At 67.0% G+C, this 26290-nt stretch carries 25 protein-coding genes; 21 read left to right on the top strand and 4 right to left on the bottom strand.

What is annotated here, in order from left to right; translation table 11 throughout:
* The first annotated feature begins 30 nt into the window (after positions 1-30).
* From IRG63_RS08795 to IRG63_RS08780, 4 genes are all read left to right on the top strand, one after another.
* Positions 31-1689, top strand: a complete 1659-nt coding sequence (locus IRG63_RS08795) for an arginine--tRNA ligase (protein WP_193509898.1) — start codon at positions 31-33, stop codon at positions 1687-1689.
* Between the two features lie 18 nt (positions 1690-1707).
* Positions 1708-2547, top strand: coding sequence for a DUF2993 domain-containing protein (locus IRG63_RS08790; RefSeq protein WP_168626680.1), 840 nt, complete (start codon positions 1708-1710; stop codon positions 2545-2547).
* 57 nt (positions 2548-2604) lie between these two features.
* Complete coding sequence (ligA, locus tag IRG63_RS08785; protein ID WP_370566216.1) at positions 2605-4875, top strand: NAD-dependent DNA ligase LigA; 2271 nt, start codon at positions 2605-2607, stop codon at positions 4873-4875.
* A 163-nt stretch (positions 4876-5038) separates the two neighbouring features.
* On the top strand, positions 5039-6415 hold the full coding sequence (locus tag IRG63_RS08780; protein WP_193509897.1) for an HNH endonuclease signature motif containing protein: 1377 nt from the start codon (positions 5039-5041) through the stop codon (positions 6413-6415).
* A gap of 114 nt (positions 6416-6529) precedes the next feature.
* Here the strand turns inward: IRG63_RS08780 and IRG63_RS08775 are convergent, their stop codons facing one another.
* Positions 6530-7510 (bottom strand): asparaginase, encoded by a 981-nt coding sequence (locus IRG63_RS08775; RefSeq protein WP_168626682.1) that lies wholly within the window; start codon positions 7508-7510, stop codon positions 6530-6532.
* A gap of 39 nt (positions 7511-7549) precedes the next feature.
* Between IRG63_RS08775 and IRG63_RS08770 the strand changes: the two genes are divergently transcribed.
* The 4 genes from IRG63_RS08770 (at position 7550) to IRG63_RS08755 (ending at position 10733) form a co-directional block, all read left to right on the top strand.
* A complete protein-coding gene (locus IRG63_RS08770; protein ID WP_193509896.1) occupies positions 7550-8023 on the top strand; it encodes an OsmC family protein in 474 nt (157 codons plus the stop codon).
* Positions 8024-8118: 95 nt separating this feature from the next.
* Positions 8119-9102, top strand: a complete 984-nt coding sequence (locus tag IRG63_RS08765) for an FKBP-type peptidyl-prolyl cis-trans isomerase (protein ID WP_193509895.1) — start codon at positions 8119-8121, stop codon at positions 9100-9102.
* 36 nt (positions 9103-9138) lie between these two features.
* On the top strand, positions 9139-10215 hold the full coding sequence (gene dxr, locus IRG63_RS08760) for a 1-deoxy-D-xylulose-5-phosphate reductoisomerase (RefSeq protein WP_193509894.1): 1077 nt from the start codon (positions 9139-9141) through the stop codon (positions 10213-10215).
* Positions 10216-10277: 62 nt separating this feature from the next.
* The gene (locus IRG63_RS08755; RefSeq protein WP_193509893.1) at positions 10278-10733 is read left to right on the top strand and encodes a hypothetical protein; all 456 of its coding nucleotides are present in this window, start codon (positions 10278-10280) and stop codon (positions 10731-10733) included.
* Between the two features lie 9 nt (positions 10734-10742).
* On the opposite strand, the gene IRG63_RS08750 is transcribed toward IRG63_RS08755, so the two are convergent.
* Complete coding sequence (locus tag IRG63_RS08750; RefSeq protein WP_193509892.1) at positions 10743-11219, bottom strand: hypothetical protein; 477 nt, start codon at positions 11217-11219, stop codon at positions 10743-10745.
* The gene (locus tag IRG63_RS08745) at positions 11219-12406 is read right to left on the bottom strand and encodes a serine/threonine-protein kinase (protein WP_349236151.1); all 1188 of its coding nucleotides are present in this window, start codon (positions 12404-12406) and stop codon (positions 11219-11221) included. Before IRG63_RS08745 ends, IRG63_RS08750 begins: the two co-directional genes overlap by 1 nt.
* Positions 12407-12511: 105 nt before the next feature.
* Here IRG63_RS08745 and IRG63_RS08740 point away from each other — a divergent pair, with 105 nt between their 5' ends.
* Positions 12512-13840, top strand: coding sequence for a site-2 protease family protein (locus IRG63_RS08740; protein ID WP_193509891.1), 1329 nt, complete (start codon positions 12512-12514; stop codon positions 13838-13840).
* A gap of 7 nt (positions 13841-13847) precedes the next feature.
* Here IRG63_RS08740 and IRG63_RS08735 read toward each other — a convergent pair whose 3' ends face one another.
* The gene (locus tag IRG63_RS08735; protein ID WP_168626689.1) at positions 13848-15023 is read right to left on the bottom strand and encodes an acetyl-CoA C-acetyltransferase; all 1176 of its coding nucleotides are present in this window, start codon (positions 15021-15023) and stop codon (positions 13848-13850) included.
* A 165-nt stretch (positions 15024-15188) separates the two neighbouring features.
* Here IRG63_RS08735 and IRG63_RS08730 point away from each other — a divergent pair, with 165 nt between their 5' ends.
* Genes IRG63_RS08730 through IRG63_RS08675 form a run of 12 tightly spaced genes read left to right on the top strand, consistent with a single transcriptional unit; the run spans position 15189 to position 26253 of the window.
* Entirely contained in the window at positions 15189-16379 is a 1191-nt protein-coding gene (locus IRG63_RS08730) for a substrate-binding domain-containing protein (protein WP_168626690.1), read from the top strand.
* A gap of 16 nt (positions 16380-16395) precedes the next feature.
* On the top strand, positions 16396-17157 hold the full coding sequence (locus tag IRG63_RS08725) for an ABC transporter ATP-binding protein (RefSeq protein ID WP_168626691.1): 762 nt from the start codon (positions 16396-16398) through the stop codon (positions 17155-17157).
* Positions 17154-17927 carry an ABC transporter ATP-binding protein gene (locus tag IRG63_RS08720; RefSeq protein WP_193509890.1) on the top strand — a complete coding sequence of 258 codons (774 nt, stop codon included), beginning with the start codon at positions 17154-17156 and terminating at the stop codon, positions 17925-17927. The genes IRG63_RS08725 and IRG63_RS08720 overlap by 4 nt, the downstream gene beginning before the upstream one ends.
* Positions 17924-18796 carry a branched-chain amino acid ABC transporter permease gene (locus tag IRG63_RS08715; protein WP_168626693.1) on the top strand — a complete coding sequence of 291 codons (873 nt, stop codon included), beginning with the start codon at positions 17924-17926 and terminating at the stop codon, positions 18794-18796. Before IRG63_RS08720 ends, IRG63_RS08715 begins: the two co-directional genes overlap by 4 nt.
* 35 nt (positions 18797-18831) lie before the next feature.
* On the top strand, positions 18832-19905 hold the full coding sequence (locus IRG63_RS08710; protein WP_193509968.1) for a branched-chain amino acid ABC transporter permease: 1074 nt from the start codon (positions 18832-18834) through the stop codon (positions 19903-19905).
* Positions 19902-21467 (top strand): AMP-binding protein, encoded by a 1566-nt coding sequence (locus tag IRG63_RS08705; protein ID WP_193509889.1) that lies wholly within the window; start codon positions 19902-19904, stop codon positions 21465-21467. Before IRG63_RS08710 ends, IRG63_RS08705 begins: the two co-directional genes overlap by 4 nt.
* Positions 21464-22117 carry a TetR/AcrR family transcriptional regulator gene (locus IRG63_RS08700; protein WP_168626695.1) on the top strand — a complete coding sequence of 218 codons (654 nt, stop codon included), beginning with the start codon at positions 21464-21466 and terminating at the stop codon, positions 22115-22117. The genes IRG63_RS08705 and IRG63_RS08700 overlap by 4 nt, the downstream gene beginning before the upstream one ends.
* Positions 22114-22860, top strand: a complete 747-nt coding sequence (locus IRG63_RS08695; RefSeq protein WP_193509887.1) for a 3-hydroxybutyrate dehydrogenase — start codon at positions 22114-22116, stop codon at positions 22858-22860. Before IRG63_RS08700 ends, IRG63_RS08695 begins: the two co-directional genes overlap by 4 nt.
* Complete coding sequence (locus tag IRG63_RS08690) at positions 22857-23759, top strand: alpha/beta hydrolase (protein WP_227411979.1); 903 nt, start codon at positions 22857-22859, stop codon at positions 23757-23759. The genes IRG63_RS08695 and IRG63_RS08690 overlap by 4 nt, the downstream gene beginning before the upstream one ends.
* Positions 23760-24542 carry a CoA transferase subunit A gene (locus IRG63_RS08685; RefSeq protein WP_193509885.1) on the top strand — a complete coding sequence of 261 codons (783 nt, stop codon included), beginning with the start codon at positions 23760-23762 and terminating at the stop codon, positions 24540-24542.
* Positions 24542-25189: a CoA transferase subunit B gene (locus tag IRG63_RS08680; protein WP_193509883.1), complete on the top strand. Its 648-nt coding sequence runs from the start codon at positions 24542-24544 to the stop codon at positions 25187-25189. Before IRG63_RS08685 ends, IRG63_RS08680 begins: the two co-directional genes overlap by 1 nt.
* On the top strand, positions 25186-26253 hold the full coding sequence (locus IRG63_RS08675; protein WP_168626699.1) for an alpha/beta hydrolase: 1068 nt from the start codon (positions 25186-25188) through the stop codon (positions 26251-26253). The genes IRG63_RS08680 and IRG63_RS08675 overlap by 4 nt, the downstream gene beginning before the upstream one ends.
* The last annotated feature ends 37 nt before the right edge of the window (positions 26254-26290 follow it).

Raw genomic sequence — 26290 nt, 5'->3', positions numbered from 1 at the left:
CGCTGATGGCTCGCCACTAGAATCAATCGAATGACCCCTGATCAACTCGCAGCAGCCATCCACACGATCGTGTCGACGGTGCTCGAGGAGCGAGGGGCATCCACCGAGGTGCCGACGGAGACGATCGCACTCGAGCGCCCGAAGAACCGCGACCACGGCGACTGGGCTTCGAACATCGCCATGAAGCTGGCCAAACCGCTCGGCGTCAACCCGCGCGAATTCGCCGGTGAGCTGGCCGAGCGCATCCGGGAGATCGACGGGGTCGCATCCGTCGACGTGGCAGGACCCGGCTTCATCAACATCCGCCTCGATGCAGCGGCCGCCGGCGCCATCGCGAAGACCATCGTCGAACACGGTGCAGCGTTCGGCTCCAACGACAGCCTGCTCGGCGAGTCGATCAACCTCGAATTCGTGTCCGCCAACCCGACCGGGCCGCTGCACATCGGGCACACCCGCTGGGCCGCTCTCGGTGACTCCATCGCCCGGGTGCTTCGGGCCGCAGGCGCGACGGTCGCGAGCGAGTTCTACATCAACGACGCCGGCTCCCAGATGGACACCTTCGGCGACTCGGTCTACGCTGCCCTGCGCGGCGAGCCGACCCCCGAGAACGGCTACCCGGGCCAGTACATCCAAGACCTCGCGACGCGCGTGCGCGAACTCCACCCCGACGTGCTCGACCTTCCGGAATCGACCGGCCGCGGACTCGCGCGGGAAGTCGCCTACGAACTGCAGCTGACCGAGATCAAGGTGTCGCTCGAGCGGTTCAACGTGCACTTCGACGTCTGGTTCAGTGAACGCGACCTGCACAAGACAGACGATCAGGGGCGCAGCGCGATCGATGATGCGCTTGACCGTCTCCGTGTGCAGGGGCACGTCTTCGACGAGGACGGCGCGGTCTGGGTGCGTACGACCGACTTCGGCGACGACAAGGACCGTGTCATCCGCCGCTCCAACGGTGTCCACACCTACTTCGCATCCGATGCCGCCTACTACCTCAACAAGAGCGACCGCGGGTTCAAGCACAAGATCTACCTGCTCGGCGCCGACCACCACGGCTACGTCCACCGGCTGCGGGCGCTCGCCGGAGCCGCGGGAGATGATCCGGAGAAGGACATCGAGGTGCTCATCGGGCAACTGGTCAGCATCAACGGCGCCCGCCTCTCCAAGCGCGCAGGCAACATCATCGAACTGGACGACCTGCAGGCCTGGCTCGGCACCGACGCGCTCCGGTACTCGCTCGCGCGCTACCCGGCAGATTCACCGTTGACGCTGGACCCCGAGCTCCTGCAGAAGCGCAGCAACGACAACCCGGTCTTCTACGTTCAGTACGCGCACGCTCGCACCCACCAGGTGGCGCGGAATGCCGCAGCATCCGGTGTCGATCACGGCGTCTTCGCGCCGGAGCTTCTCACCCACGAGACCGAGAGCGAGCTGCTCGGCATGTTCGCCCGGTTCCCGGGCGTCGTGGCGCAGGCGGCGCAGTTGCGCGAGCCACACCGGATCGCGCGCTACGCGGAAGAGCTCGCGGGCTCCTACCACCGCTGGTACGACAATTGCCGGGTCACGCCATTCGGCGACGAACCGGTTTCCGACGTGCACCGCACTCGCCTCTGGGTCAACGACGCGACTGGCACCGTGCTCCGAAACGCGCTCGGTATGCTCGGCGTGTCCGCACCAGAGCGGATGTGACGAAGGGCGGGAAACCGGATGTCGGATGCGAACGCCACCGTGCCACTCGTGCCGCTGGCTGACCCGCCCCGGCGTCGCGGGGCCGGACGCGCCGTGCTGATCACGGTGCTCATCGTCGTGGTGCTCGTTGCCGGGGCCGCTGTGGTGGCCGAGTTGTGGGCGCGCGGCCGGGTTGCCGACCTTGTCGGCGACAAGGTGCGGCAGGTCTTCTCACTGCCGGACAGCCATCCGGTGTCGGTCGAGGTGCACGGGTTCTCCGTCATCCTGCAGGCGCTCAGCGGAACGATCGACTCGGCGACGGTGAGAGTCGACAACGTCGGCGTCGGCGACCTGTCCGGCGACCTCGTGCTGAACGCGACCGGCATCCCGGTCGACACCGACCTTCCGGTTCAGAGCGTGGATGCGACCGTGAGCGTTGGCGAGGAGAACATCCAACGCCTGTCCGGACTCCTCACTGCGGCAGTCGTCAACAATGTCCGGTTCGCCGAGCCGGAGATCCTGATCGGCACCGAATTCTCCACGCCGACGATGGAGTTCTTCGGCATCAAGGTGCCTGGCTTCACGGCATCCGCCGGCGTCGGAATCGAACCGTACGCATCCGAAGGCTGGCTCGGCTTCACCCCATCCAGCATCGAGATCGGCGGGCAGCAAACAACGGCCGAGGAACTGAAGAAGCAGTTCGGCAGCATCGCCGAGAACCTTTTGCAGACGCGGTCATTCTGTGTCGCAGGTGTGCTGCCGGCCGCGATCAGCCTGGACTCCGCCGAGGTGTCGGGCAACGAACTGCTGATCAAAATGAGCGCCCAGAACCAGGTGCTCTCGAGAGCCGCGCTGAGCGAGCGCGGTTCTTGTTCCTAAGCCCTGTGGGGCGTTCTGACAGCAGGGACGGTCGGTGGCCGCGCCTAAACTGAGCGGGTGGCCGACACCGAGATTGTTCGCGAGCAGACTCCCATCGACCTGGACCGCGCGAGAGCCGAAGCGAATGCGCTGACCGCGCGCATCCTCGAACTGCGCGACGCCTACTACGAGCGCGACGAGGTGCTCGTCGACGACGCGACCTACGACTCGCTGATGCACCGGCTGGAAGAGCTCGAGCACCACTTTCCAGAGCTGCAGGGGCAGGACAGTCCAACGCAGACCGTCGGCGGCCGCGCCGAGACGACCCTGTTCGCACCGGTGAAGCACGCCGAGCGCATGCTGAGTCTGGACAACGTCTTCTCGCTCGACGAGTTCCTCGCGTGGGCCGCGCGGGTCGAGAAATCCGCCGGCCGCGCGGGCAACTACCTGTGCGAGCTGAAGATCGACGGACTCGCACTGAACCTCCGGTATGAGCACGGGCGCCTGGTGAACGCGGCAACGCGCGGCGACGGCGTCGTCGGCGAGGACGTCACCCAGAACGTGCAGTACCTGAACGGCATCCCGCAACGGCTCGCCGGAGAGGGTCATCCGCCACTGGTCGAAGTGCGCGGCGAGGTGTTCTTCCCCGTCGAGAGTTTCCGCGAGCTGAACGAGCAGCAGGCCGCAGCGGGGGAGCGCGTCTTCGCGAACCCCAGAAACGCGGCATCCGGAAGCCTGCGACAGAAAGAAGAAGGAAAGACGGGCGCGGCGCTCACGCTGATGCATGAGAGGCTCAGCAGGCTCCGGATGCTTGTGCACGGCATCGGCGCGTGGCCGAACCCGCCAGTGGCGTCGCAATCCGAGGTGTACGCGCTGCTGGCCGGCTGGGGGCTGCCGACGAGCACGCACTTCACGGTGACCTCGAGCGCGGCCGACGCGGCCGCCTACATCGAGCATTACGGCGAGCACCGCGACAGCGTGGAACACGAGATCGACGGTGTGGTCGTGAAGGTCGACGAGCTCGCCCTGCACGATGAGCTCGGGTCGACCAGCCGGGCGCCGCGTTGGGCGATCGCCTTCAAATACCCGCCCGAGCAGGTGAACACGAAGCTCCTCGACATCGTCGTCAGCGTCGGCCGCACCGGGCGGGCGACACCGTTCGCGGTCATGGAGCCCGTGCGCGTCGCCGGGTCGACCGTGCGGCAGGCGACTCTGCACAACCAGGATGTCGTCAAGGCTAAGGGAGTGCTGATCGGCGACACGGTGGTGCTGCGCAAGGCCGGCGACGTGATCCCCGAGGTGCTTGGGCCGGTCGTCGAACTGCGCGACGGGAACGAACGCGAATTCGTGATGCCGACCGGATGCCCGGAGTGCGGCACCCCGCTCGCCCCGGCCAAGGAGGGCGACGTCGACCTCCGCTGCCCGAACTCGCGAAGCTGCCCCGCGCAGGTGCGCGGGCGTGTCGAGCACATCGGCAGCCGTGGCGCGCTGGATATCGAGGGGCTCGGTGAGGTGAGCGCCGCCGCGCTGACGCAGCCGCTCGTGCCGGCGGAGCCGCCGCTGCCCACTGAGGCGGGCCTGTTCGACCTGACCGTCGCTGACCTGTTCCCCATCCGGGTGCAGGTGCGCGACAGCGAGACTGGCCTGATCAGGCTTGAGGAGGACGGTTCGCCTAAGGAGGTCGCCCCGTTCCGCAGGCAGCGGAAGAAGGGCGATGCGCCATTCGATCCGGATGCCGCGGAGTTCGCCGGTGATGAGGGATTCGTGCCGTCCAAGTCGGCGTACGAGCTGATCGACCAACTCGAGAAGGCCAAGACCAAGGAGCTGTGGCGAAAGCTCGTTGCGCTCAGCATCCGGCACGTCGGACCTGTCGCGGCGCGCGCGCTGGCCCAGTACTTCGGCTCACTCGACGCGGTCCGCGACGCCTCGCGCGACGAGCTCGCATCGGTAGAGGGGGTTGGCGGCATCATCGCCGATGCCGTGAAGGAGTGGTTCGCGGTCGACTGGCACGTGGAGATCGTCGAGCGTTGGGCGGCGGCGGGCGTAGAACTGGTGACGCCGGGGCATCCCGGGCCGGGTGCGGCGGCCACGGCAGGCGGTCCGCTCGCTGGACTGACGGTCGTGGCCACCGGGTCGCTCGAGGGGTTCTCGCGTGAGGAAGCGCAGGAGGCCATCATCGCGGCCGGAGGCAAGGCGGCGTCGAGCGTGTCCAAGAAGACCGACTTCGTCGCGGCCGGCCCCGGCGCGGGTTCGAAGCTGACCAAGGCCGAGGAGCTCGGCCTGCGGATCATCGACGCCGAGCAGTTCGCGATCCTGCTGCGAGAAGGCCCAGACGCCCTGAACCTCTAGCTTCTCCCTGGTCCCGGGATCGCGGAGCGATCGTCTCGAAACCAGCGTCGGCATGGGTGTCCATCTCGGTGGTCGAGCCTGTCGAGACCCGGTTGGGAAGAGTTATCCACACCCCTGCCGCCGGAGGGTTCGTAATGTCGGTGGCTGGTTGTTCAGTGGAACTATGAAGACCACGACCCCCTATCCGGAGCCGGCGGAGCGTTATGCCAGGGCTTACGAGGACTGGGAGGCGTGGCTGGGTCGAGATCGCGCCGCGGACATCGAAGAGGCGTATCTGGCGGTGTGTGGTCCGTTCGAGGACCCCTACATTTTTGCGGCGGAGGCGGACCGATTCACTGCCGGCTTCGAGGGTGAGGAGCGGCATCGCCGGTCGCTGATGGATGATGTGCTGGAGCTGCAGTACGGGCAGGACCGGTTGCTGGCGAAGCAGCAGCGGGTGCTGGCGGAACTGGCCGACATGGCGGATGCCGAGGGTGGCGCATCCAACGCGGATCGAGAGATGGCCGGCCGGAGTCTGGTGTCCGAGCTGGCGGTGTTGCTGCGGCTGGCCGACCGCACGGTGGATGCGCGGGTGTGCACCGCCCAGAAGCTGGTGCATCACTTCCCGCAGACGTTGGAGGCGTTGCAGGCCGGGGCGATCGGCTTCGGCCACACCCGGGTGATCATGGACCGCGGGATGAACCTGGGCACCCCGGAAGCCCGCGCCGAGTATGAGCAGGTGGTGTTGGAGCGGGCGGTGGAGGTGACCCCGGGCCGGTTGGACCGGTTCGCGCAGCTGACCGCCGCCCGACTGGGCGCGATCCCGTTCGAGGAGCGGCACAAGAAGGCCCGCGAGGAATGCCGGGTGTGGGTGACCGAGTGCGGTGACGGCATGTCCCAGTTGAGCGCGATGCTGCCCACGGTGTTCGCCGAGGGGATCTGGGACCGGCTCACCAAGCAGGCCAAGGCGGTGGCCGACACCGGCGACCCGCGCACCAGAGACCAACTCCGCGCCGACCTCCTCACCGAGCTGCTGCTCACCGGGCAGCCGAACGGCGATCCGGATGCCCCGCACCGGGCCGGGGTCGGCATCCGCGCCGAGGTCGCCATTGTGATCCCGGCGCTCGCGCTGGCCGGCGACGAGACGGCCGGACCGGCGTCGATGGTGGGGCGGGGTCCGATCGACATGGACACCGCCAGACGGCTGGCGGCGGACGCGGACCAATTGGTGCGGTTGATCACCCACCCGGTGTCCGGGATGACGGTGGCGGTAGACAGTTACCGGCCGTCGGCGAAGATGCGCCGCTACCTGCGCTGGCGAGACGGACGCTGCCGATTCCCCAGCTGCAACGCATCCCCGTGGCGCACCGACCTGGACCACACCAAGGAGTGGCAGCACGACGGGAAGACCGCCATCGACAACCTGGCCAACCTATGCCGCGGCTACCACACCCTGAAATCGATCGGCGCCTGGACCGTGAGACAGGTCGCGCCCGGCCTGCTGGAGTGGACCAGCCCCAACGGGGTCACCGCCACCGACCACCCCGCCCGCTGGAACTGACGCCCCTCGGTGATCGAGTTCTTCGGTGGTCGAGCTTGTCGAGATCCCGGGGTCTCGACAAGCTCGACCACCGGTATGCCAGTAGGGTCTCGACTACCGAGACAGCTGGCGGCGCTAGAACGCCGCGCGAATACCGCCCACCGGCTCCCCGCCGCCCAGCACGCGCTCGGTGGTGAGGGCGATCACGCGATCCGCATCATCTCTGCCCACAACACCTGCCCGGGCAAGCAACTCCAGCGCAACGAGCGTCGTCGCACGTGAACTGCCGTCGACACACTTCACCGCCACCGCGGTGCCGTCCGACGCGGCCATCACCATGACGCCCTCTGCGCCGACCTTCGCGACAAGTCCGAGCTCCCGGATCACCACCGTGTTGGGTGTGCCCTCGCCTGCGATCGCCCACGGGTGACGCCGAATCGCCGAGGTCAGCCGCGCGGTGCGCTCGTCGGCCCCCATGCCGACATGGGAGATCCCGCGAGCCAGCCCGGTCAGGCTGAGCGCGAACACCGGAGCTCCACAGCCATCCGTGGCACTGTGGCCAATCGGCTCACCCGCGAAACGCTCGACAGTCTCGTGCACCCGCAATTGCAACGGATGCAGCGGGTCGAGGTAGTCATCGATCGACCAGCCATTGGCAACACACGCCATAAGGAATGACGCGTGCTTGCCGGAACAGTTCATTGTTACCCGGCGTCGCTCACCGCCGACCCGGGCGTGAGCCTGCGCGGCGGAATCCAGCGGCCAGTCGGGCGGACAATGCAGCGCATCCTCGCCCAGGCCTACCGACTCCAGCATCCGCCGCACGACCGCGACATGCTGTTCGGTTCCCGAATGGCTCGCGGTAGCGAGGACAAGTTCCTCATCGTCAAGGTCGACACCGCACTCCAATACGGTGAGCGCCTGCAGCGGCTTGAGGGATGAGCGCGGGTATACCAGCGCATCCGGATTCCCCAGCGAATTCAGCACTGCACCGCCGGCGTCGACAACCACCGCCGCCCCGAGGTGCCGCGACTCGATCATGCCACCGCGCTCGACGACCGCTAGCTCAACGATTCCGGTCGCATCTAGGGGGTGCCGGTTGCTCTCGCGTGCCATTGTTCGAGCCTATCGGCGGACCCGTGTACCGTTCAGGACATGCATCACGAACACCACTATGAGGTGCGAGTGCGCTGGACCGGCAACCGGGGAACCGGCACGAGCGGCTACCGCGAGTACGGCCGCCAGAACGTCGTCACCGCGGAGGGCAAGCACGACATTGATGGGTCCGCCGATCGCACCTTCCACGGTGATCGAGACCGCTGGAACCCCGAAGAGCTGTTGCTGACCGCGCTCTCGCAATGCCACATGCTCAGTTACCTGCACGTTGCGGTGAATCGCGGCATCGTCGTCACCGATTACCAGGACGACGCCGTCGGCACCATGACCTCGAACCCCGACGGCAGCGGGCAGTTCAGCAGCGTCACCCTCCGGCCCCGCGTCACAATCGCCGATGAGAGCCAGCTCGCAGAGGCCACGGATGCGCACCACGAGGCGAACCGTTTGTGCTTCATCGCCAACTCGGTCAACTTCCCGGTGAAGCACGAGCCGACGATCATCGCATCGTCGTAACGATTAGGCTCTTCGGAGTTCTTCGCACAGCTTCCACAAAGGGGCAGTGGGCAAGACTTGACCTGCAGTGCCACCCCGAGACCGGAAGCGATTTCTTGCCCAAGACACTCCCCAAGTTCGTCGCCACGTTCGCGATCGCCGGTTCCATGGTGGTTGCTCTCGCGGCCTGCTCACCGTCCGAGCCCGAGGCGACCGAGAACCCGGCTTCCGAGATCGACTACTGCGCGACGACATCCGGAGATGCCTCTGACGCCATCACGGTGACCGGTGAAATCGGGTCAGCTCCCGAGGTCGAATTCGACGGCGGACTCACCGTGTCTGAGACCGAACGCACCATCGTGATCGATGGTGACGGCGACGAGTTGCCGTTCAAGGGCACCGCGAATGTCGCGTACTCCGCGTACAACGGCGAGACCGGCGAGCTCTTCGAGACCTACGGCTACGGCGAAGAGGGCCCGATCGCCTTCACGGCCGATCCCTCCACCCTCCTGCCCGGCCTGGTGAAGTCCATCAGCTGCGTGGCGGAGGGCTCCCGCGTGGTGTCGGTCATCCCGCCGAGCGAGGGCTTCGGTGATCAGGGCCTCGAGACGGAGGGCTTCACGATCAACGGTGAGGACTCGCTCGTCTTCGTCATCGACGTCATCGAGATCAAGCCGGACAAGGCTTGGGGTGAGGACCAGCCCGAAGAGCCCGGCTTCCCGACCGTCCAACTCGAGGAAGACGGCACCCCGAATGTCACGGTGCCGAAGGGTGACCCGCCATCCGACTTGCAGATCGCGGTCCTCAAGCTCGGCGACGGCGAGACAGTGCCTGAAGGTGCAACCGTGCGCGTCCAGTACCAGGGCGTGAACTGGGCGACCGGTGAGATCTTCGACCAGAGCTGGGGTCGCGGTGCCGCCACCTTCTCGCTCGCGCAGGTCGTTCCGGGCTTCAGCCAGGCGATCGCAGGGCAGACCGTCGGTTCGCAAGTGATCGCGGTGATCCCACCGGGGCTCGCCTACGGTGAGGACCCCGATGCCCACGAACTCGGTGGTCAGACTCTTGTCTTCGTGATCGACATCCTCGAGGTCGTCGGCTAGCCACGACCCGAGCGCGCACATGGAAGACTGAACCTCGTGCGTAGGGTCATCGTCCTCGGTTCGACTGGGTCCATCGGCGTCCAGGCGCTCGAGGTCGTGGCCGCGAATCGCGACCGGTTCGAGGTGGTCGGCCTCGGTGCCGGATCGAACCGCGACGCGGTGGCGCGCCAGGCAGAACACTTCTCGGTCGAACACGTCGCTCTCGGCGCCGACGAGGCGGCTCAGCTCGTCCGCACCGTCGAAGCAGACGTCGTCGTGAACGGCATCACCGGCTCGGTCGGGCTCGGACCGACGCTCGCTGTGCTCGAGACCGGTGCGGTGCTCGCCCTTGCCAACAAGGAGAGCCTCATCGTGGGCGGGTCCCTGGTGAAGGATGCCGCAGCGCCGGGCCAACTGGTGCCGGTCGATTCGGAGCACTCCGCCATCGCGCAGGCGCTGATGGCCGGAACCCACGAAGAGATCCGCAGGCTGGTGCTCACAGCTTCCGGGGGTCCATTCCGGGGCAGGTCCCGAGACTCGCTACGCGAAGTGAAGCCGGCGGATGCGCTCGCCCACCCCACGTGGGACATGGGACGGGTGGTCACCACCAATTCCGCGACGCTCGTCAACAAGGGGCTGGAGGTCATCGAGGCGCACCTGCTGTTCGATGTGCCGTACGACGCCATCGACGTGGTTGTGCATCCGCAGTCGATCGTCCACTCGATGATCGAGTTCGTCGACGGATCGACCATCGCACAGGCCAGCCCACCCGACATGCGCCTGCCGATCTCGCTCGCGCTCGACTGGCCGCACCGCGTGCCCGGGGTGGGCGCGCCGCTCGACTGGACCCGCGCACAGCAGTGGACCTTTGAGCCGCTCGACTCGGAGGTGTTCCCTGCGGTAGACCTCGCGAAACGTGTGGGGCGCGCCGGTGGAACCTACCCGGCCGTGTTCAACGCCGCCAACGAGGTGGCGGTAGACGCGTTCCATGAGGGCAGGATCGGATTCCTCGACATTGTCGACACGGTGAGTCGCGTCGTGGACGCGCACGAGCCGGGCGAGCCATCGCTTGCCGGCGTCCTGGACGCGGAACGCTGGGCGCGATCCGAAGCCGAACGGGTGGTGGGACGCTGACACCGACGCCGGTCGAAGAGGCCATCGCCGATGGTCGGAAGCTCGCCGACTACGCGAGCAGGATGAAGGTCAAGAATGCCGTCATCATCCGGGCCCTCACGGGCGACCGGCGGTTCGACCCTGAACAATATCTGCCGGAGGCGAAGGCCGCGCTGGGCGGGTTGGCTCGCGAATTCGACGAGGCCGGCGATCGCCTCGACGCTCAAATCCGGCAGCTCAGAGGGCGCAGGGGCAAGGCGACCCACGCGCACGACTACCGGCAAGCTGACGCGTCTAACCTTCGGCTGCGCGCGACAGTGCTCCGTGCGCTATCCGAGGAGCTGCGCCGACTCATCGACGACCGAGATCACCTGCTCGGCCTGATCGAGAGCGCGCGAAAGGATGCCTGGGGCGACATCTCCAAAGCGGTGATCGACTCCCTCGATCGCCAGGTCGTGGTCGTCGACGACGACTATCTGCGGGAGCGGGAGGAGCGGATGGGTCTCGTTGTCGACGACCTGCGCCGCCTGATGGACTGATCGGGCACGTCAGTCGTCGTCGTCGTCGTTGCCCTTGTTGCCCTTGCCGTTCCCGTTGTTGCCCTTATTGTCCTTGTTCTTGTCTTTCTCTTTGTCCTTGTTGCCGTTGTTGCCGTTGTTCCCGTTGTTGTCATTTCCGCCCTCGTTCGACGCCGGTGGCTCAGGCGGGGGAGGAGCCGGCTGTTGCGCTGCAATCGCGGCCTCCAGGTCGGCTCGGACGAGCGCGATCGCGGCGAGGATGCTGTCATAGCGTTCGGGGGTGATCAGCCCGCGCGCAAGCGCGTCCTTCACCTCCACCTCCAGTTCGGCGACCTTCTGGAGTGCGGCGTCGAATTCGGCGGTCGACGCAGCCGTACTCACTTCGAGCACACTCTCCTGGAACCTCGCTGCCGCATCCGGATCGAAGCTGGGCGCCTGGGCACATCCAGACAGCACGACGCCCGCCGACAGCACGACGGCCGCGACACAGGCGCGCGTACGGGTCATCACGGTGCCACCGTCCTCTGCAGTTGTTCGAGGTGGGTGCCGAGCGGCCCCTCGACGACCGGATAGTCCGGTGCCGCTGGCGGCTCAGGATTGAGCGTCGGGATGATGGTCAGCGCGACAACGACCGCGAGCACGAGCGCCGTGAGGATGCCTGCGATGAGCGCGACTCGCTTGGCCCCTAAGGCCCGCAACCAGGAGTGGCTTGCGGGCGGTTCAGCGTTTGCCACGGCAGTCACGCCAACAGCTTTCGGCGCGGTAGTCGGCTGATGGTTTACTACGGGGGCCGTCGTCTGCGTGTCGGACGTCTCGCGTTCTAGCACCGGGTAGCGCATCGTCTGCTCGTACGGCTCTGGCAGTGCGGCGATCTCAAGCGACACGTCGCGTGCGCTCGGACGCTGGTCTGGCTCGCGCGCGGTCATCCGCCGAATCAGGGCCGCCCATCCGTCCGGCACCGAGTCGGGGATGGCGACGTCCGAGTTCACCCGGGCCATCATCGACTCCATCGCAGAACCGGGGAACGCGCGTTCGCCCGTCAGGCACTCGAGCAGCACCAGCCCGAATGCGTACACATCGCTTGCCGGCGTGATCGCGCCGCCGAGCGCCTGCTCCGGGCTGAAGTAGCTCGCGGTACCCAGCACGGTGCCTGTCGCGGTGATGCGACCGCCGTCGACGAGGCGGGCGATGCCGAAGTCGGCGAGCTTGGCATGCGGTCCGGACTCGTCGTCTCCGCGATCGGTGAGGAGGATGTTGCCCGGTTTGATGTCGCGGTGCACGACACCGTTCGCGTGGATGTAGGCGAGCGCGTCGGCGAGTTGCCAGCCGATGACCGCGACCTCGACAGGGGAGACCGGTCCGGCTGAGAGCCTCGCGCGAAGGTCGTCGCCAGGCACGTACTCCATGACGAGAAATGACGTTCCAGTCGACTCGTCGGTGCCTGCGTCGAAGAGAGTGACGAGTGCGGGATGATTCAGTGCCGCGAGAGTGCGCACCTCGTGCTGCTGCCGCTCCAGTTCGTCCTCTTGGGTGACGTCGGATCGGTACAGTTTGACGGCCACCTGACGGCCGAGCGCCTCGTCGAACGCGAGGTAGACGGATGCCATCCCGCCACGACCGAGCAACGACTCGGTCCGGAAACGCCCGGCGAGGACGGATCCGATCGGTTGTTCAGTTCCTAGGTCGGCTGGCACGTTCTCTCTTTCGGGGGGAGGACGATCGTTCTCTCTGCAGGGCAGGAGTCATGTTATCGAGCAACCCTGAAGACTCCTGAAGTTGTCGGCGAGTATCCTGAATCGGTGGAAACGGTGCTTCTGTATGTGGTGGGCGTGGTTATCATCGCGCTCGGGCTGGCGCTGTCGATCGCGTTGCACGAAATCGGCCACCTCCTGCCGGCGAAGCTGTTCGGGGTACGCGTTTCCCAGTACATGATCGGTTTCGGGCCGACGTTGTGGTCGAAGCGCAAGGGGGAGACCGAGTACGGCGTCAAGGCGATCCCGCTCGGCGGGTACGTCTCGATGGCGGGCATGTACCCCCCGGCTAAACCGGGCGAGAAGGCACGCACTTCGAGTACCGGCTTCTTCCAGTCGATGGTTCAGGATGCGCGCACCGCGAACGCGGAGACCGTGCCCGAGGGCCAGGAGCACCGCACCTTCTACCGCCTGCCCGTGTGGAAGCGGATCATCATCATGGCCGGCGGGCCGTTCATGAACCTCCTCATCGCGGTTGCGCTCTTCGCCGTCGTGCTGTGCGGCTTCGGCGTGCAACAGGTGTCCACCACCGTAGGAAGTGTCAGCGAGTGCCTGATCCCCGCATCGGCGGAACAGCGCGACTGCGCACCGAGCGATCAGGCGGCTCCGGCGGCCGCGGCCGGCATCCTCCCCGGCGACACTCTGGTGTCCGTCGATGGCCAGGCCATCAGCAGCTGGCAGGACAGCACCGCGATCATCCAGAAGTCGGCTGGCGAACCCATCGACATCGTCGTCAAGCGCGACGGCAAGAACATCGACGTGGTTGCAACTCCGGCGCTCACGGAGCGTTACGTCTTCGACGATAACGGCGAGGTCGCCACCGGAAGCGATGGGGAGCTGCTCACCGAGCAGGTCGGGATGCTCGGCATCACCGCCGCCTACAAGGCCGTGCCGCAACCGCCGAGTGCCGTGCTTCCCGCGGTGGGTGACAACATCACCGCCGTCACGGGCATCATCCTGAACCTCCCGCAGCGACTCGTCGACGTCGCCAACGCGGCATTCGGTCCCGAGGAGCGTGACCCGAACGGGCCGATGAGCGTCGTCGGCGTCGGGCGGATCGCCGGTGAGGTCACGAGCATCAACACCATCCCGATCGCCGACCGCGCCGCCTACCTGATCGGCTTGGTCGCATCCGTCAACGTCGCGCTGCTGGTCTTCAACCTCGTGCCGCTGATGCCCCTCGATGGCGGACACATCGCCGGCGCAGTGTGGGAGGGCATCCGCCGCTTCTTCGCGAAGCTGTTCGGACGCCGCGACCCCGGCCCGTTCGACGCGGCCAGGTTCATCCCGATCACCTTCGGCGTCGTGATCCTGCTCGGCGGCATGAGCCTCCTGCTGATCTACGCCGACATCGTGAAGCCGATCTCCCTGCTCTAGGAGGTGGTCACAGGGAGAGCAGCAGGGCCTCGCCCTGACCGCCACCGCCGCACAGCGCCACCGCGGCCTTGCCCGAGCCGCGACGCTTGAGTTCGTAGGCCGCGTGCAGCGCGAGGCGGGCACCGGATGCGCCGATCGGGTGCCCGATCGCGATCGCACCGCCGTGGATGTTCACGTTGTCGAGGCTCACGCCGAGCGCGCGCGCCGAGTGCAGGGACACCGCGGCGAACGCCTCGTTGATCTCGATGAAGTCGAGATCCGCGGTTGACCAGCCCTGGCGCTCGAGCGCCGCGGTGATCGCGTGCGCTGGTTGCGCGTGCAGCGAGTTGTCCGGGCCGGCGACCTGGCCTGGGGCTCCGATGACGGCGAGGTAGTCGAGGTTGTTCGCCTCGGCGTACTCGCGGCTGGCGAGGATGACCGCGGCAGCACCGTCGGAGATGGGGGAGGAGTTGCCCGCGGTGATGGTGCCACCCTCGGTGAACGCCGGGCGCAGCCCTGAAAGTGACTCGGGTGTGGAGTCGGGGCGCACGCCCTCGTCGGTGTCGACGACAGTGTCGCCCTTGCGGCCCTTGATGGTGACGGGCACGATCTCCTCGGCGATCAGGCCTGTCGCAGCGGCGGCCCGCTGGTGGGATGCGGCGGCGACCTCGTCCTGGTCTTCGCGGCTGATGCTGAGCGACGGGTTGTGCTTCTCGGTGGAGGTGCCCATCGACTCGCGGTCGAACGCATCCGTCAGCCCGTCGTGCGCCGTGGTGTCGACTACCGAGGTGTTGCCGTAGGACCAGCCGCGGCGCGAGCCGGGCAGCACGTGGGGCGCGTTGGACATGGATTCCTGCCCGCCGACCGCAACCACCTCGGCCTCGCCAGCGCGGATGAGCCGAGCACCGTCGATGATCGCGGCGAGCCCGGAGAGGCAGATCTTGTTGATGGTGGTGGCGGGGACGTTCCAGCCGATGCCCGCGTGTATCGCGGCCTGGCGAGCGGGACCCTGGCCGAGGCCCGCGGTGAGCACGTTGCCCATGATGACGGCGTCGATCGCGCTGACGTCGACCCCGGAGCGCTCGATGGCACCTTTAAGCGCGATGGTGCCGAGCTCGACGGCGGAGAGAGAGGACAGTGCGCCGTTCATCTTCCCTTGTGGGGTGCGTGCTCCGGCGAGGATGACGACATCGCGTGTGGTCATAGGTTGCGGCTCCATTGCTCGTTCGCGCCGTTTAAGGTGATACGGCGCGGTGCCCGTGTGTCTGCTTGACACTCTACTTCGAATGGTACTACTTTGCTGAGACCTGAATCGTCTGTCATATTGGCGGACGAACCCCACGTCACCAACAGCACGAAAGGCATTCACATGCGGGTAACAAAGAAGTACCTGGCACCGGCCATCCTGGCCGTCGCGGGTCTGGCCCTAGCCGGATGCGCACCGTCGACGTCCACCCCTGAGCCCGGCACCAACGGAGAGGACCTCGCACCGGTCAACGTTGCGGTCATCACCTCCGAGACCGGTCCGCTCGCCCTTTACGGCCAGGCCTACCTGAACGGTTTCGAGGCCGGCCTCGACTACGCGACCGACGGCACCGGAAAGGTTGACGGCCGCGAGATCAACATCACCCACGCGGACGATGCAGGCGACACCGACAAGGCCGTGACCGCGGCCAAGAACTTCATCGGCGACGGCTACAAGATCATCGCCGGCACCGCGGCATCCGGTATCGCACTCGCGCTCGCCGAGCAGGCCGAGCAGAACAAGATCCTGTACATCTCCGGCCCCGCCGCAGCCGACGCCATCACCGGCGTCAACGACTACACCTTCCGCTCGGGCCGCCAGACCATCCAGGACATCTCCACCGCGGGTACCTTCGCGGGCGACGTCAAGGGCAAGACGGTCCTCGTCTTCGCGCAGGACACCGCGTTCGGCCAGGGCAACTTCGCCGGCGTCACCGCAGTGCTCGGCGGGCAGGGCGCGACCGTCGTGAGCGAGCTCGTTCCCGAGGACGCCACCGAGTTCACGCCCTTCGCCCAGAAGATCAACGACGTGAAGCCGGACCTCGTGTTCGTCGCGTGGGCGGGCGCAACCTCCGCCGCAATGTGGGAGGCGCTCTCGCAGCAGGGCGTGTTCGACAACTTCCCGGTCGTCACCGGTCTCGGCGACGTCTCCACCTTCGGCGCCTACGGCCCCGCGAGCGAGAAGATCAGCTTCCTCAACCACTACTTCGGTGGCGCTGCGGGCACTGACGCCGAGAAGTTCATGATCGAGCACCTGGAGAAGAACGGCCACGTCGCCGACCTCTTCTCACCGGATGGCTTCGTCGCCGCGCAGATGATCGTGCGAGCGATCAGCGAGGGTGGCGGAGACGACGTCGACGAGATGATCGCATCGCTCGAGGGCTGGACCTTCGACTCGGTTAAGGGTGAGCTCACCATCCGTGCCGCGGACCACGCCGTCATCCAGCCGATGTTCCAGGCGCGACTCAAGGCACAGGGCGGCACCTACGTCCCCGAGCTGATCAAGGTCGTCGACGCCAAGACCGTCGAGCCGTAAGCGACAAGCACCAAACATGACGACCAACCAGCCCGTGCTCGAAGTACAGGATCTGAGCCTTCAGATCGGCGGCGCACGCATCCTCACGGATGTGAACCTGTCGGTGGCGCAAGGCGAGATGCTGGGTGTTATCGGTCCCAACGGGGCCGGTAAGACCACCTTGTTCAACCTGATCTCAGGCGTCCTGAACCCGACAGGCGGCACCATCCGCCTCGAGGGCAAGGACGTGAGCAAGGACCAGATCTTCACGAGAGCACGGGCTGGTCTCGGTCGCACCTTCCAGACCTCCAGCCTGTTCAACGGACTGTCGGCCCTGGAGAACGTCCGCCTCGCGGCACAGGCCAAGCTCGGCGGCAGCCTGTCGCTGACCCGGTTCCCCCGGAACGGCGACCAGGCAACAACGATCGCCGAGGAGAAGCTCGAGGAAGTCGGACTCGCGCACCATGCGACAACCGACGCCGGCGTGCTCTCCCACGGCGACAAGCGCAAGCTCGAGATCGCGATGCTGCTGGCTACTGAGCCCAGCGTCATCCTGCTCGACGAGCCGATGGCGGGCGTCGCATCCGGTGACGTTCCCGGGCTCACCGAAGTCATCCGCAACCTGCACCGCGGGCACGGACGCACGGTCCTCATGGTCGAACACCACATCGAGGTCGTCCTCGGTCTGGTCGACCGTGTCGCCGTCATGCACCATGGACAACTGCTCGTCGTTGACACTCCGGAGGCCGTGATGGCCAACCCGGCAGTGCAGAGCGCCTACCTCGGGGAGAGCGTGTGAACGCCCCAGCACCATCCGACTCGATCCTCACCGTTCTGGGTCTCAGCGCCAAGGTCGCCGGGCAGCAGGTCGTCGAGGACGTCAGCTTCGACGTTCCGGCGACCGGCGTCACGGCCCTGCTCGGTCGCAACGGTGTCGGCAAGACCAGCACCATCAAGGGGATCCTCGGCCTGATCGAGCGCAAGGGCGAACTGACGTTTGCCGGCGAGCGGATCGAACGGCTGCGCACCCACAAGATCGTGCAGCGTGGCATCGGCTATGTCCCAGAGGACCGCGAGGTGTTCAGCAAGCTGAGCGTCGCGGAGAACCTGCGTCTCGCCGAGCGCACCAGCAAGCCACGCCGCGAGCTGGTTGACAACCTGTTTCCGGACCTCGTCGAGCGGGCGGCCCAGAAGGCAGGAACGCTTTCCGGCGGCCAGCAGCAGATGCTGTCGCTCGGTCGCGCGCTGATCAACGAGAACCGGCTGCTGCTCGTCGATGAGCCGACCAAGGGGCTCGCGCCGATCATCGTCTCCCAGGTCGCGGATGCGCTCGCCGAGGCAGCGAAGACCGTCCCCATCCTGCTGGTCGAGCAGAACCTGCAGGTGGTGCGCCAACTCGCCGAGGACGTCATCGTGCTCGATGGAGGCCGTGTGGTCTACACGGGCAAGGCGAAGACCCTTCTCGATGACGAGACACTCATTCACCGATTCCTCGGAGTGAGCGGTGGCGACAGCCACCCGGCGCCGAGCGTAGCGAGCGCGACCAGCGCTCAGGAGGAGCGCGCATGAGCACCATAGTGCTGCTGCTCATCACCGGGCTCGGGCTCGGTGCACTGTACTTCCTCGTCGCATCCGGGCTCTCCCTGATCTACGGGCTGATGGACGTGCTGAACTTCGCGCATGGGTCGTTCCTGACCCTCGGCGCGTTCGCCGGCTGGGAGTTCGCCCGCCGCTTCGGGGCCGACAGCTGGGGGACCTTCCTGCTCTCGCTGCTGGTTGGCGCAGCGGTCGGCGCGATCTTCGCAGTCCTGACCGAGCTGCTGCTGATTCGAAAGCTGTACGAGAGACTGATCGAGCAAGTGCTCGTGACGGTCGGTCTCGCACTGGCAACCGTCGCGCTGTTCGAGGGCATCTGGGGGCAGGACCCCATCTACCTCACCGCGCCGGCGTGGATGGGCGGCCAGACCAACGTCCTCGGTGCATCCATCCCGAACGACCGCTTCCTGTACATCGCGGCAGCAGTCATCGTGCTCATCGCCATCGTGCTATTCCTGAAGTTCACGCGCTTCGGGCTCATCATCCGCGCCGGCGTGGAGAACCGCTCCATGGTGACGGCGCTCGGCATCGACGTTCGCTCGGCGTTCACGCTCGTGTTCGCCATCGGTGGCGCCGCAGCCGGAATCGGCGGCGTGCTGGCCTCGCACTACAACGGGTATGTGTCGCCGTACATCGGCGGTTCGCTGCTGATCTTCGCGTTCATCGTCACCGTCATCGGCGGTCTCGGCTCGCTCAGCGGCGCTGCGATCGCCTCGGCAGTGGTCGCGGTGCTGCAGCAGTTCGCGAACTACCACTGGGGCATCGGTGACCTCGTGGTCGTGCTGCTGCTCGCGGCAGTGCTGCTCCTCCGCCCGTCCGGACTTCTCGGGAGCAAGGCATGAGCAACGCAACGCAGACAACGAACAAGCCTTCGGTGATGGACTTCCTCACCCGCCCGGCCGTCAAGTGGGTGCTCGGGGCGCTGCTCGTCGGCTTCCTCGCGCTGCTGCCCATGCTGAACCTCAGCATCCCCGGCGTGCTGCCTGGCGCTACCTACACGCCCGGCACGCTGCAGCTCCTCGCGTTCACGATGCTGATCGCCGGTCTCGCGCTCAGCTACCACCTGATCTTCGGTGTCGCCGGGCTGCTCTCGTTCGGCCATGCGCTGTACTTCGCGGCCGGCGCCTACGGCCTCGGGATCGTGCTGCGCCGGTTCGAGATGGAGCTCATCCCGGCGATCGTGATCACGCTGGTCGTCGGCCTCCTGATAGCAGGCGTCGTCGGCGCGGTCAGCCTGCGGGTCACCGGGATCGGGTTCGCCATGGTCACCCTCGCGTTCGCGCAGGCGGGCTCGGTGCTCGTGCGCCGCAACGCCGATTGGACCGGTGGCGACGAGGGACTCGCACTCGACACGACGCACATCCCGGATGCACTCGTTGGCGTGCTCAACACGCGCAACCTGTATTGGGTCTGCCTCGCAGTGCTGGTGCTCGTGTTCCTCGTGACCAGCTGGTTCGAGAAGTCCCGTGCGGGCCACGTCGTCGCGGCGACGCGCGAGAACGAGCTGCGTGTTCGCGTCATCGGCATCCGGCCGTACTTCGTGAAGCTGCTCACGTTCATCGTTGCTGGGGTGCTCGCCACCATCGTCGGCATGGCCTACCTGCTGCTGCAGTCGAGCGCGACGCAGAAGATCATCACCGCCGACTTCACCCTGACTCTGCTCGTCATCGTCGTGCTCGGCGGCGTCGGCTACCGCTGGGGCGCCGTCATCGGCGGTGTCGTCTACACGCTGCTGGACCAGCGACTCACCGTGCTTGCCGGCTCGGAGGCGATCGCAGGTCTTCCGGACTTCCTTCGCATCCCCCTTTCGGAACCCCTCTTCATTCTGGGAACGTTGTTCATCCTGGTCGTTCTGTTCCTGCCGGGCGGCATCGCCGGACTGGCGAAGCGCGTCACGCGGGGACGGTCGAATGTCCGGGCTGAGAGGGATGTCCTGGAGGAGGTCGTGTGAACGACGGGCTGCACACGCTCGGCCGGTGGACCCGTGACCGTGCGGTCGCGACGCCGGACCGGGTGGCGGTAGACGATCGCGGCGTTGTCGTGACCTACCGCGACCTTGACGAGCGCGCGAGCAACCTCGCGGCCGCCCTGCTCGAGCGCGGGTACGGCGTCGGCGACCGCATCGCGACGATCACCGGCAACAGCGCCGACCATGTCGTGCTGTTCTTCGCGTGCGCGAAGGCCGGCATCATCCTGGCGCCGCTGTCCTGGCGGCTGTCCCCTCGCGAACTCGCCCAGCAGTTGGAGATCGCCGACCCGGCTCTGCTGCTGGTCGAGGAAGAGTTCCGCACCCTCGCGGCGGCGACAACCAAGCGGCTCGTCACGCAGCCGGCCGTCGAGGCCCTCGGCGGCAGCGGAATCGAGGCGAGCGTCCCGCACCCTGTGCGCAGCAACCCGGCCGAGCTTCCAGAACAGCGCGCGGTGCGCGACGACGACGGCCTGCTCATCATCTTCACGTCCGGAACGCAGGGACCGGCCAGAGGCGCCATCCTCACGCATGCCAACTGCTTCTGGACCAACCTCGCGTTCTCGCGCACCGTCGAGATCACCAGCCGCGACACGGTGCTCGCGGTCATGCCCCAGTACCACGTTGGCGGCTGGAACGTTCAGCCGCTGCTCGCCTGGTGGGTCGGCGCGACGGTCGTGCTCGAGCGCACCTTCGACCCCGGGCGGGTCCTCCAGCTCATCCAGGACCGCAGGATCACCACCATGATGGGTGTCCCCGCGAACTACCTGTTCCTCGCCGAGCACCCGTCCTTCCGGGGCACCGACTTCTCCAGCCTCAGGCACGCTGTCGTCGGCGGGGCGCCGATGCCGGAACCGCTGCTGCGCACCTGGCACTCGCGTGGCGTCGCACTGACACAGGGCTACGGCCTGACCGAGGCGAGCCCGAACGTGCTGTGCCTGCCGGACGAGGACGCCCGCACCAAGATCGGACTCGCGGGCAAGCCATACCCGCACGTCGAGGTCGCCGTGGCGGATGCGATCACCGGCGAGATCCTCGACGGCGAGGCCACAGGGGAGCTGCTCGTCACAGGCCCCAGCGTCTTCCCCGGCTACTTCCGCGATCCGGAGAGCACCGCTCGCGCGCTGCACGGCGGCTGGCTGCACACCGGCGACCTGGTTCGCCGCGACTCCGATGGGTATTACCAGGTCGTCGATCGAATCTCCGACATCTTCATCTCCGGTGGCGAGAGCATCTCGCCCGCCGAGGTCGAGAGTGTCCTTGCCGGCCATCAGGCGGTCGCCGATGTCGCGGTCGTCGGTGTCCCGGATACCCGGTGGGGCGAAGTGGGGATCGCGCACGTGGTCGTCCGGCCGGGTTATGCAACCGACGAACAGGACCTGCTGGCGTTCTGCGGTCGCGACCTGGCCGCCTACAAGGTGCCCAAGCGCATCCGGTTCGTGGCGTCCATCCCACGCTCGAGTGGCAACAAGGTGCTGCGCCGCGCGCTGGTCGATGCGTACCTGGCCGAGCAGGCGAGCGAGCACACGAGCGGCGGGCCGCGATGACTGACGCGCCACGCACCGAGAGGGGCAACAGGACCCGCTCCAAGCTGCTCGTCGCAGCCGAGAAGGTGTTCTCCGAGTGCGGCTACCACGAGGCATCGATCGTGCGCATCACCGAAGCCGCCGGCGTGGCCCAAGGCACGTTCTACCTCTACTTCGGCAGCAAGCTGGAGATCTTCGACGAGCTGGTCGAGGACCTCAACCGCAGGGTCAGGCATGCGATGCGCGACGCGATGGAGGGGGCACCGACCCGACTCGAAGCCGAGCGCGCCGGCTACCACGGCTTCTTCCAGTTCACCGCAGAGCACCCCGCGCTGTACCGCATCGTGCGTGAAGCGGAATCGGTGTCGCCGAAGGCGCTGCGCATGCACTACACGCGGATCGTCGACGGCTACATCGAGGGCCTGCGCGAAGCGAAGGACCACGGAGAGATCGGCGATGTTGACCCGGCCGTCGTCGCCTGGATCCTGATGGGCATCGGCGAGATGGTCGGCATGCGGTGGGTGCTCTGGGGCGAGGACGGAGCCGCCGGCGCCGACAACGACCCCACCGCGAGCGGCACCTCGCGGGTCCCGGACCACGTGTTCGAGGAGATGATGAGCTTCATCCAGCGGGGCCTCGGCGCCCCCGAGCAGAGAAAGGGACAAGCATGACGGACCTGACCGGCCGAAGGGCCCTCGTCACGGGCGGTGCGAGCGGCATCGGCGCCGCGTGCGTGCACTCGCTCGCCCAGGCGGGAGCCCACGTCATCGTCGCCGACCTCGACGGCGATGCGGCTGCCAGGGTCGCAGCGGAGGTGGGTGGCGAGGCATGGCAGGTCGACCTGAGCGACACGCCCGCCCTCGCTGACCTCGACCTCGACATCGACGTGCTCGTCAACAACGCCGGAATCCAGCACGTCAGCCCCATCGAGGACTTCGACCCCGCCCGGTTCAACCTGATCATGCGGCTCATGCTGGAATCGCCGTTCCTGCTCATCCGGGCAGCGCTGCCGAAGATGTACGAGCGCGGCTGGGGCAGGGTCATCAACATCTCCTCCGTGCACGGCCTGCGCGCATCCGCCTTCAAGTCCGCCTACGTCGCGGCCAAGCACGGCCTGGAGGGTCTCTCCAAGGTGACCGCCCTCGAGGGTGGGCCGCACGGCGTCACGAGCAACTGCGTGAACCCGGGTTACGTGCGCACCCCGCTGGTCGAGAAGCAGATCGCCGACCAGGCGCGCGTGCATGGCATCCTGGAGTCCGAAGTGGTCGAGAAGATCATGCTCACCGAAAGCGCCATCAAGCGACTCCTCGAGCCCACCGAGGTTGCCGACCTCGTGCGCTGGCTGTCCGGCGACACCGCCCAGATGGTCACCGGTGCTTCGTACACCATGGACGGCGGATGGAGCTCCCGATGACAGCGCCGGACTACCGCGCCCGCATGATCCCGGTGCGCGGCGGAGAACTCGCGGTGGGCAGCTGGGGGCCGGAGGAGGGACCGACCATCCTCGCGGTGCACGGCGTGACGGCGAGCCACATGACCTGGCCGTACCTCAGCGAGGCGCTGCCCGGCGTGCGCATCATCGCGCCGGACCTGCGCGGCCGCGGCCGCAGCAACCGGCTGCCGGGACCGTACGGCATGCCATCACACGCCGACGACCTGGCTGCGGTGCTCGACGCATTCGGGGTCGAGCGGCCGGTTGTCGTCGGGCACTCTATGGGCGGGTTCGCGTCCGTGGTGTTCGCCCACCGGCATCCGGAGCGAGTCGCGGAGCTCGTACTGGTCGACGGCGGTCTTCCGCTGACCGTGCCGGAGGGCATGTCCGATGCCGACTTCACCCGGGCGGTGCTCGGCCCTGCGCAGGAGCGGCTGTCGATGACCTTCCCGACGCGGGCGGCCTACGTCGAGTTCTGGAAAGAGCATCCGGCGTTCGCCGACGACCTCAACGACGTCGTGCTCGACTACATCGACTACGACCTGGACGGCAGCGAACCCGAGCTGCGCCCGTCGACCAGCTACCAGGCGGTCGCAGAGGACTCCGCCGAGCTGTCCGGCAGCGACTCGGTCATGTCGGCGCTGACCGGGATGACCCACGACGCGACCTTCCTTCGCGCACCCCGCGGGCTCATGAACGCGGCTCCGCTGTACACGAGCGAGCAGGTGGCAGGCTGGGCGGAGCGCTTCCCACGGATCTCCACGCTGGAGGTCGACGATGTCAATCACTACACGATCGTGCTAGGAGGAAGGGGCGCCCGCGAAGTCGCGGCTGTGGTTCAGGATGCGCTCGCCCGGGCTGAGAAGAAAGCGGGAGTCTGAATGACTGGAATCGACAAGAGGGTCGCCTCACCGGCCGAAGCGGTCGCCGACATCGGCGACGGTGCCAGCATTGCCGTCGGCGGGTTCGGCCTGAGCGGCAACCCGATGATCCTCATCGAGGCATTGCTCGAGCGGGGCTCGAAGGACCTCTCGATCGTCAGCAACAACTGCGGCGTGGATGACTGGGGCCTTGGCATCCTGCTCGCCGCCCGACGCATCCGCAAGATGACCTCGTCGTATGTCGGCGAGAACAAAGAGTTCGAGCGGCAGTTCCTGTCCGGCGAACTCGAGCTCGAGCTGACCCCCCAGGGCACTCTCGCCGAGAAGCTGCGCGCCGGCGGATCCGGGATCGCGGCCTTCTTCACCCAGACCGGTGTTGGCACGCAGGTCGCAGAGGGCGGCTTGCCGCGCCTCTACGACGGCGACGGCGGCGTCAAGATCGCCTCACCCGAGAAGGAGGTCCGCACCTTCACAGTGCGCGGCCGCGACCTGGAGTTCGTGCTCGAGGATGCGATCACCACCGACTTCGCGCTCGTGCACGCGCTCAGGGGCGACCGGCACGGCAACCTCGTCTTCAACAAGGCCGCGCGCAACTTCTCACCACTGGCGGCGATGGCAGGCAAGATCTGCATCGCGCAGGTCGAGGAACTCGTGGAGCCGGGCGAGTTAGATCCAGATGCCGTGCACCTGCCGGGAATCTACGTGCACCGGGTAGTCGAGGTGGGAAGCGACATCGAGAAGCGCATCGAACGGCGCACCGTGACCGAGAAGGGCGGCAACTGATGGCACTCACACGCGAGCAGATGGCGGCGCGGGCAGCACTCGAACTGGAGGACGGCGCCTACGTCAACCTGGGCATCGGCCTTCCGACGCTGGTCCCGAACTACGTACCGGACGGCCTGACCGTCGTGCTGCAATCGGAGAACGGCATCCTCGGGGTCGGACCGTACCCGACCGAGGACAAGGTCGACCCCGACCTGATCAACGCAGGCAAGGAGACCGTCACCACCCTCCCCGGCACCGCGTTCTTCGACTCAGCGATGAGCTTCGGCATGATCCGCGGCGGCAAGATCGACGCCGCGATCCTCGGTGCGATGCAGGTGTCGGTCAACGGCGACCTCGCCAACTGGATGATCCCGGGCAAGATGGTCAAGGGTCCCGGCGGTGCGATGGATCTGGTGCATGGCGCGGGCAAGCTCATCGTGCTCATGGAGCACGTCGCGAAGGACGGCTCGGCAAAGATCGTGAACGAGTGCTCCCTTCCGCTCACCGGCCGGGGTGTCGTCGACCGGATCATCACGGACCTGGCCGTCATCGACGTGACGCCCGCTGGTCTCGTGCTCCAGGAACTCGCTCCCGGCGTGACCGTGGACGAGGTGCGGGCGGCAACTGAGCCGCCGCTCACCATCGGGAAGGAACTTGCTGCATGACCGCTACCCTGATCGACGGGATCAGTTCCCGCACGCTGAAGACCGACCGGCTCAACGCAAACATCCTGGAACGCGACGGAGATGACCCGAACGCCGAGGCCGTCGTGTTCATCCACGGCAACGTCTCGTCATCGCTGTTCTGGCAGCCGACCATGCTGCGCCTGCCTGCGAACTACCGGGCGATCGCCATCGACCTGCGTGGTTTCGGCGACAGCGAGACGCTGGCGGTTGACGCGACCCGTGGGCTGGCCGATTACTCCGACGACGTCGCATCCGTGCTCCGCGCGCTGGGCATCGAGTCGGCGCATTTCGTCGGCTGGAGCATGGGCGGCGGAGTTGTGCAGCAGCTCATGCTCGACCACAACGAGCTCGTGCGCACCGTCACCCTGCAGGCGCCGGTGTCGCCGTACGGTTTCGGGCCAACCGCTCTTGACGGGTCGCTGCTGACACCGGATGCCGCAGGTTCCGGTGCCGGGGGAGTGAACCCCGACTTCAAAGCGAGGCTGCACAGCGGCGACCGCACTGCGGATGAGCAGACTTCGCCGCGCTCGGTGTTCCGCTCCGCGTACGTCGCACCCGGCTACCAGGGCGACCACGAGGACCTGTGGGTCGAGTCGATGCTCACGACGAAGGTCGCCGACGGAAACTATCCAGGCAACTCCACCCCGAGTGAGAACTGGCCCGGCTTCGCTCCGGGCGACCGTGGCGTGCTCAACACCATGGCGCCGACGTACTTCAACACGACCGGAATCGTCGATCTCGCGGTAAAGCCGCCCGTGCTGTGGATCCACGGCACCCAGGACGCGATCGTGTCCGACACGTCGTACTTCGACCTGAACTACCTCGGTCAGCTCGGTGCGATCCCTGGCTGGCCGGGCGAAGAGGTCGCTCCGGCGCAACCGATGAAGCAACAGACTCGCAACGTACTCATGGAATACGAGGCCGCCGGCGGCAGCGTGACAGAGATCGAACTCGAGAATTGCGGACACTCCCCGCAGCTCGAATACCCGGAGAAGTTCGACGCCGCTCTGCACGCACACCTGCTGGGCCGGACGGCCGTTTAACCCGCTTACCCGCGGCAATGGGGCCGCATCCCACGAG

Origin of the sequence: Cryobacterium sp. BB736 (assembly GCF_014980265.1) — a bacterium.
Taxonomy (GTDB): Bacteria; Actinomycetota; Actinomycetes; order Actinomycetales; family Microbacteriaceae; genus Terrimesophilobacter.
The sequence above is the reverse complement of the archived record's forward strand: the minus strand, read 5'-3'. Positions and strand labels throughout refer to the sequence as shown.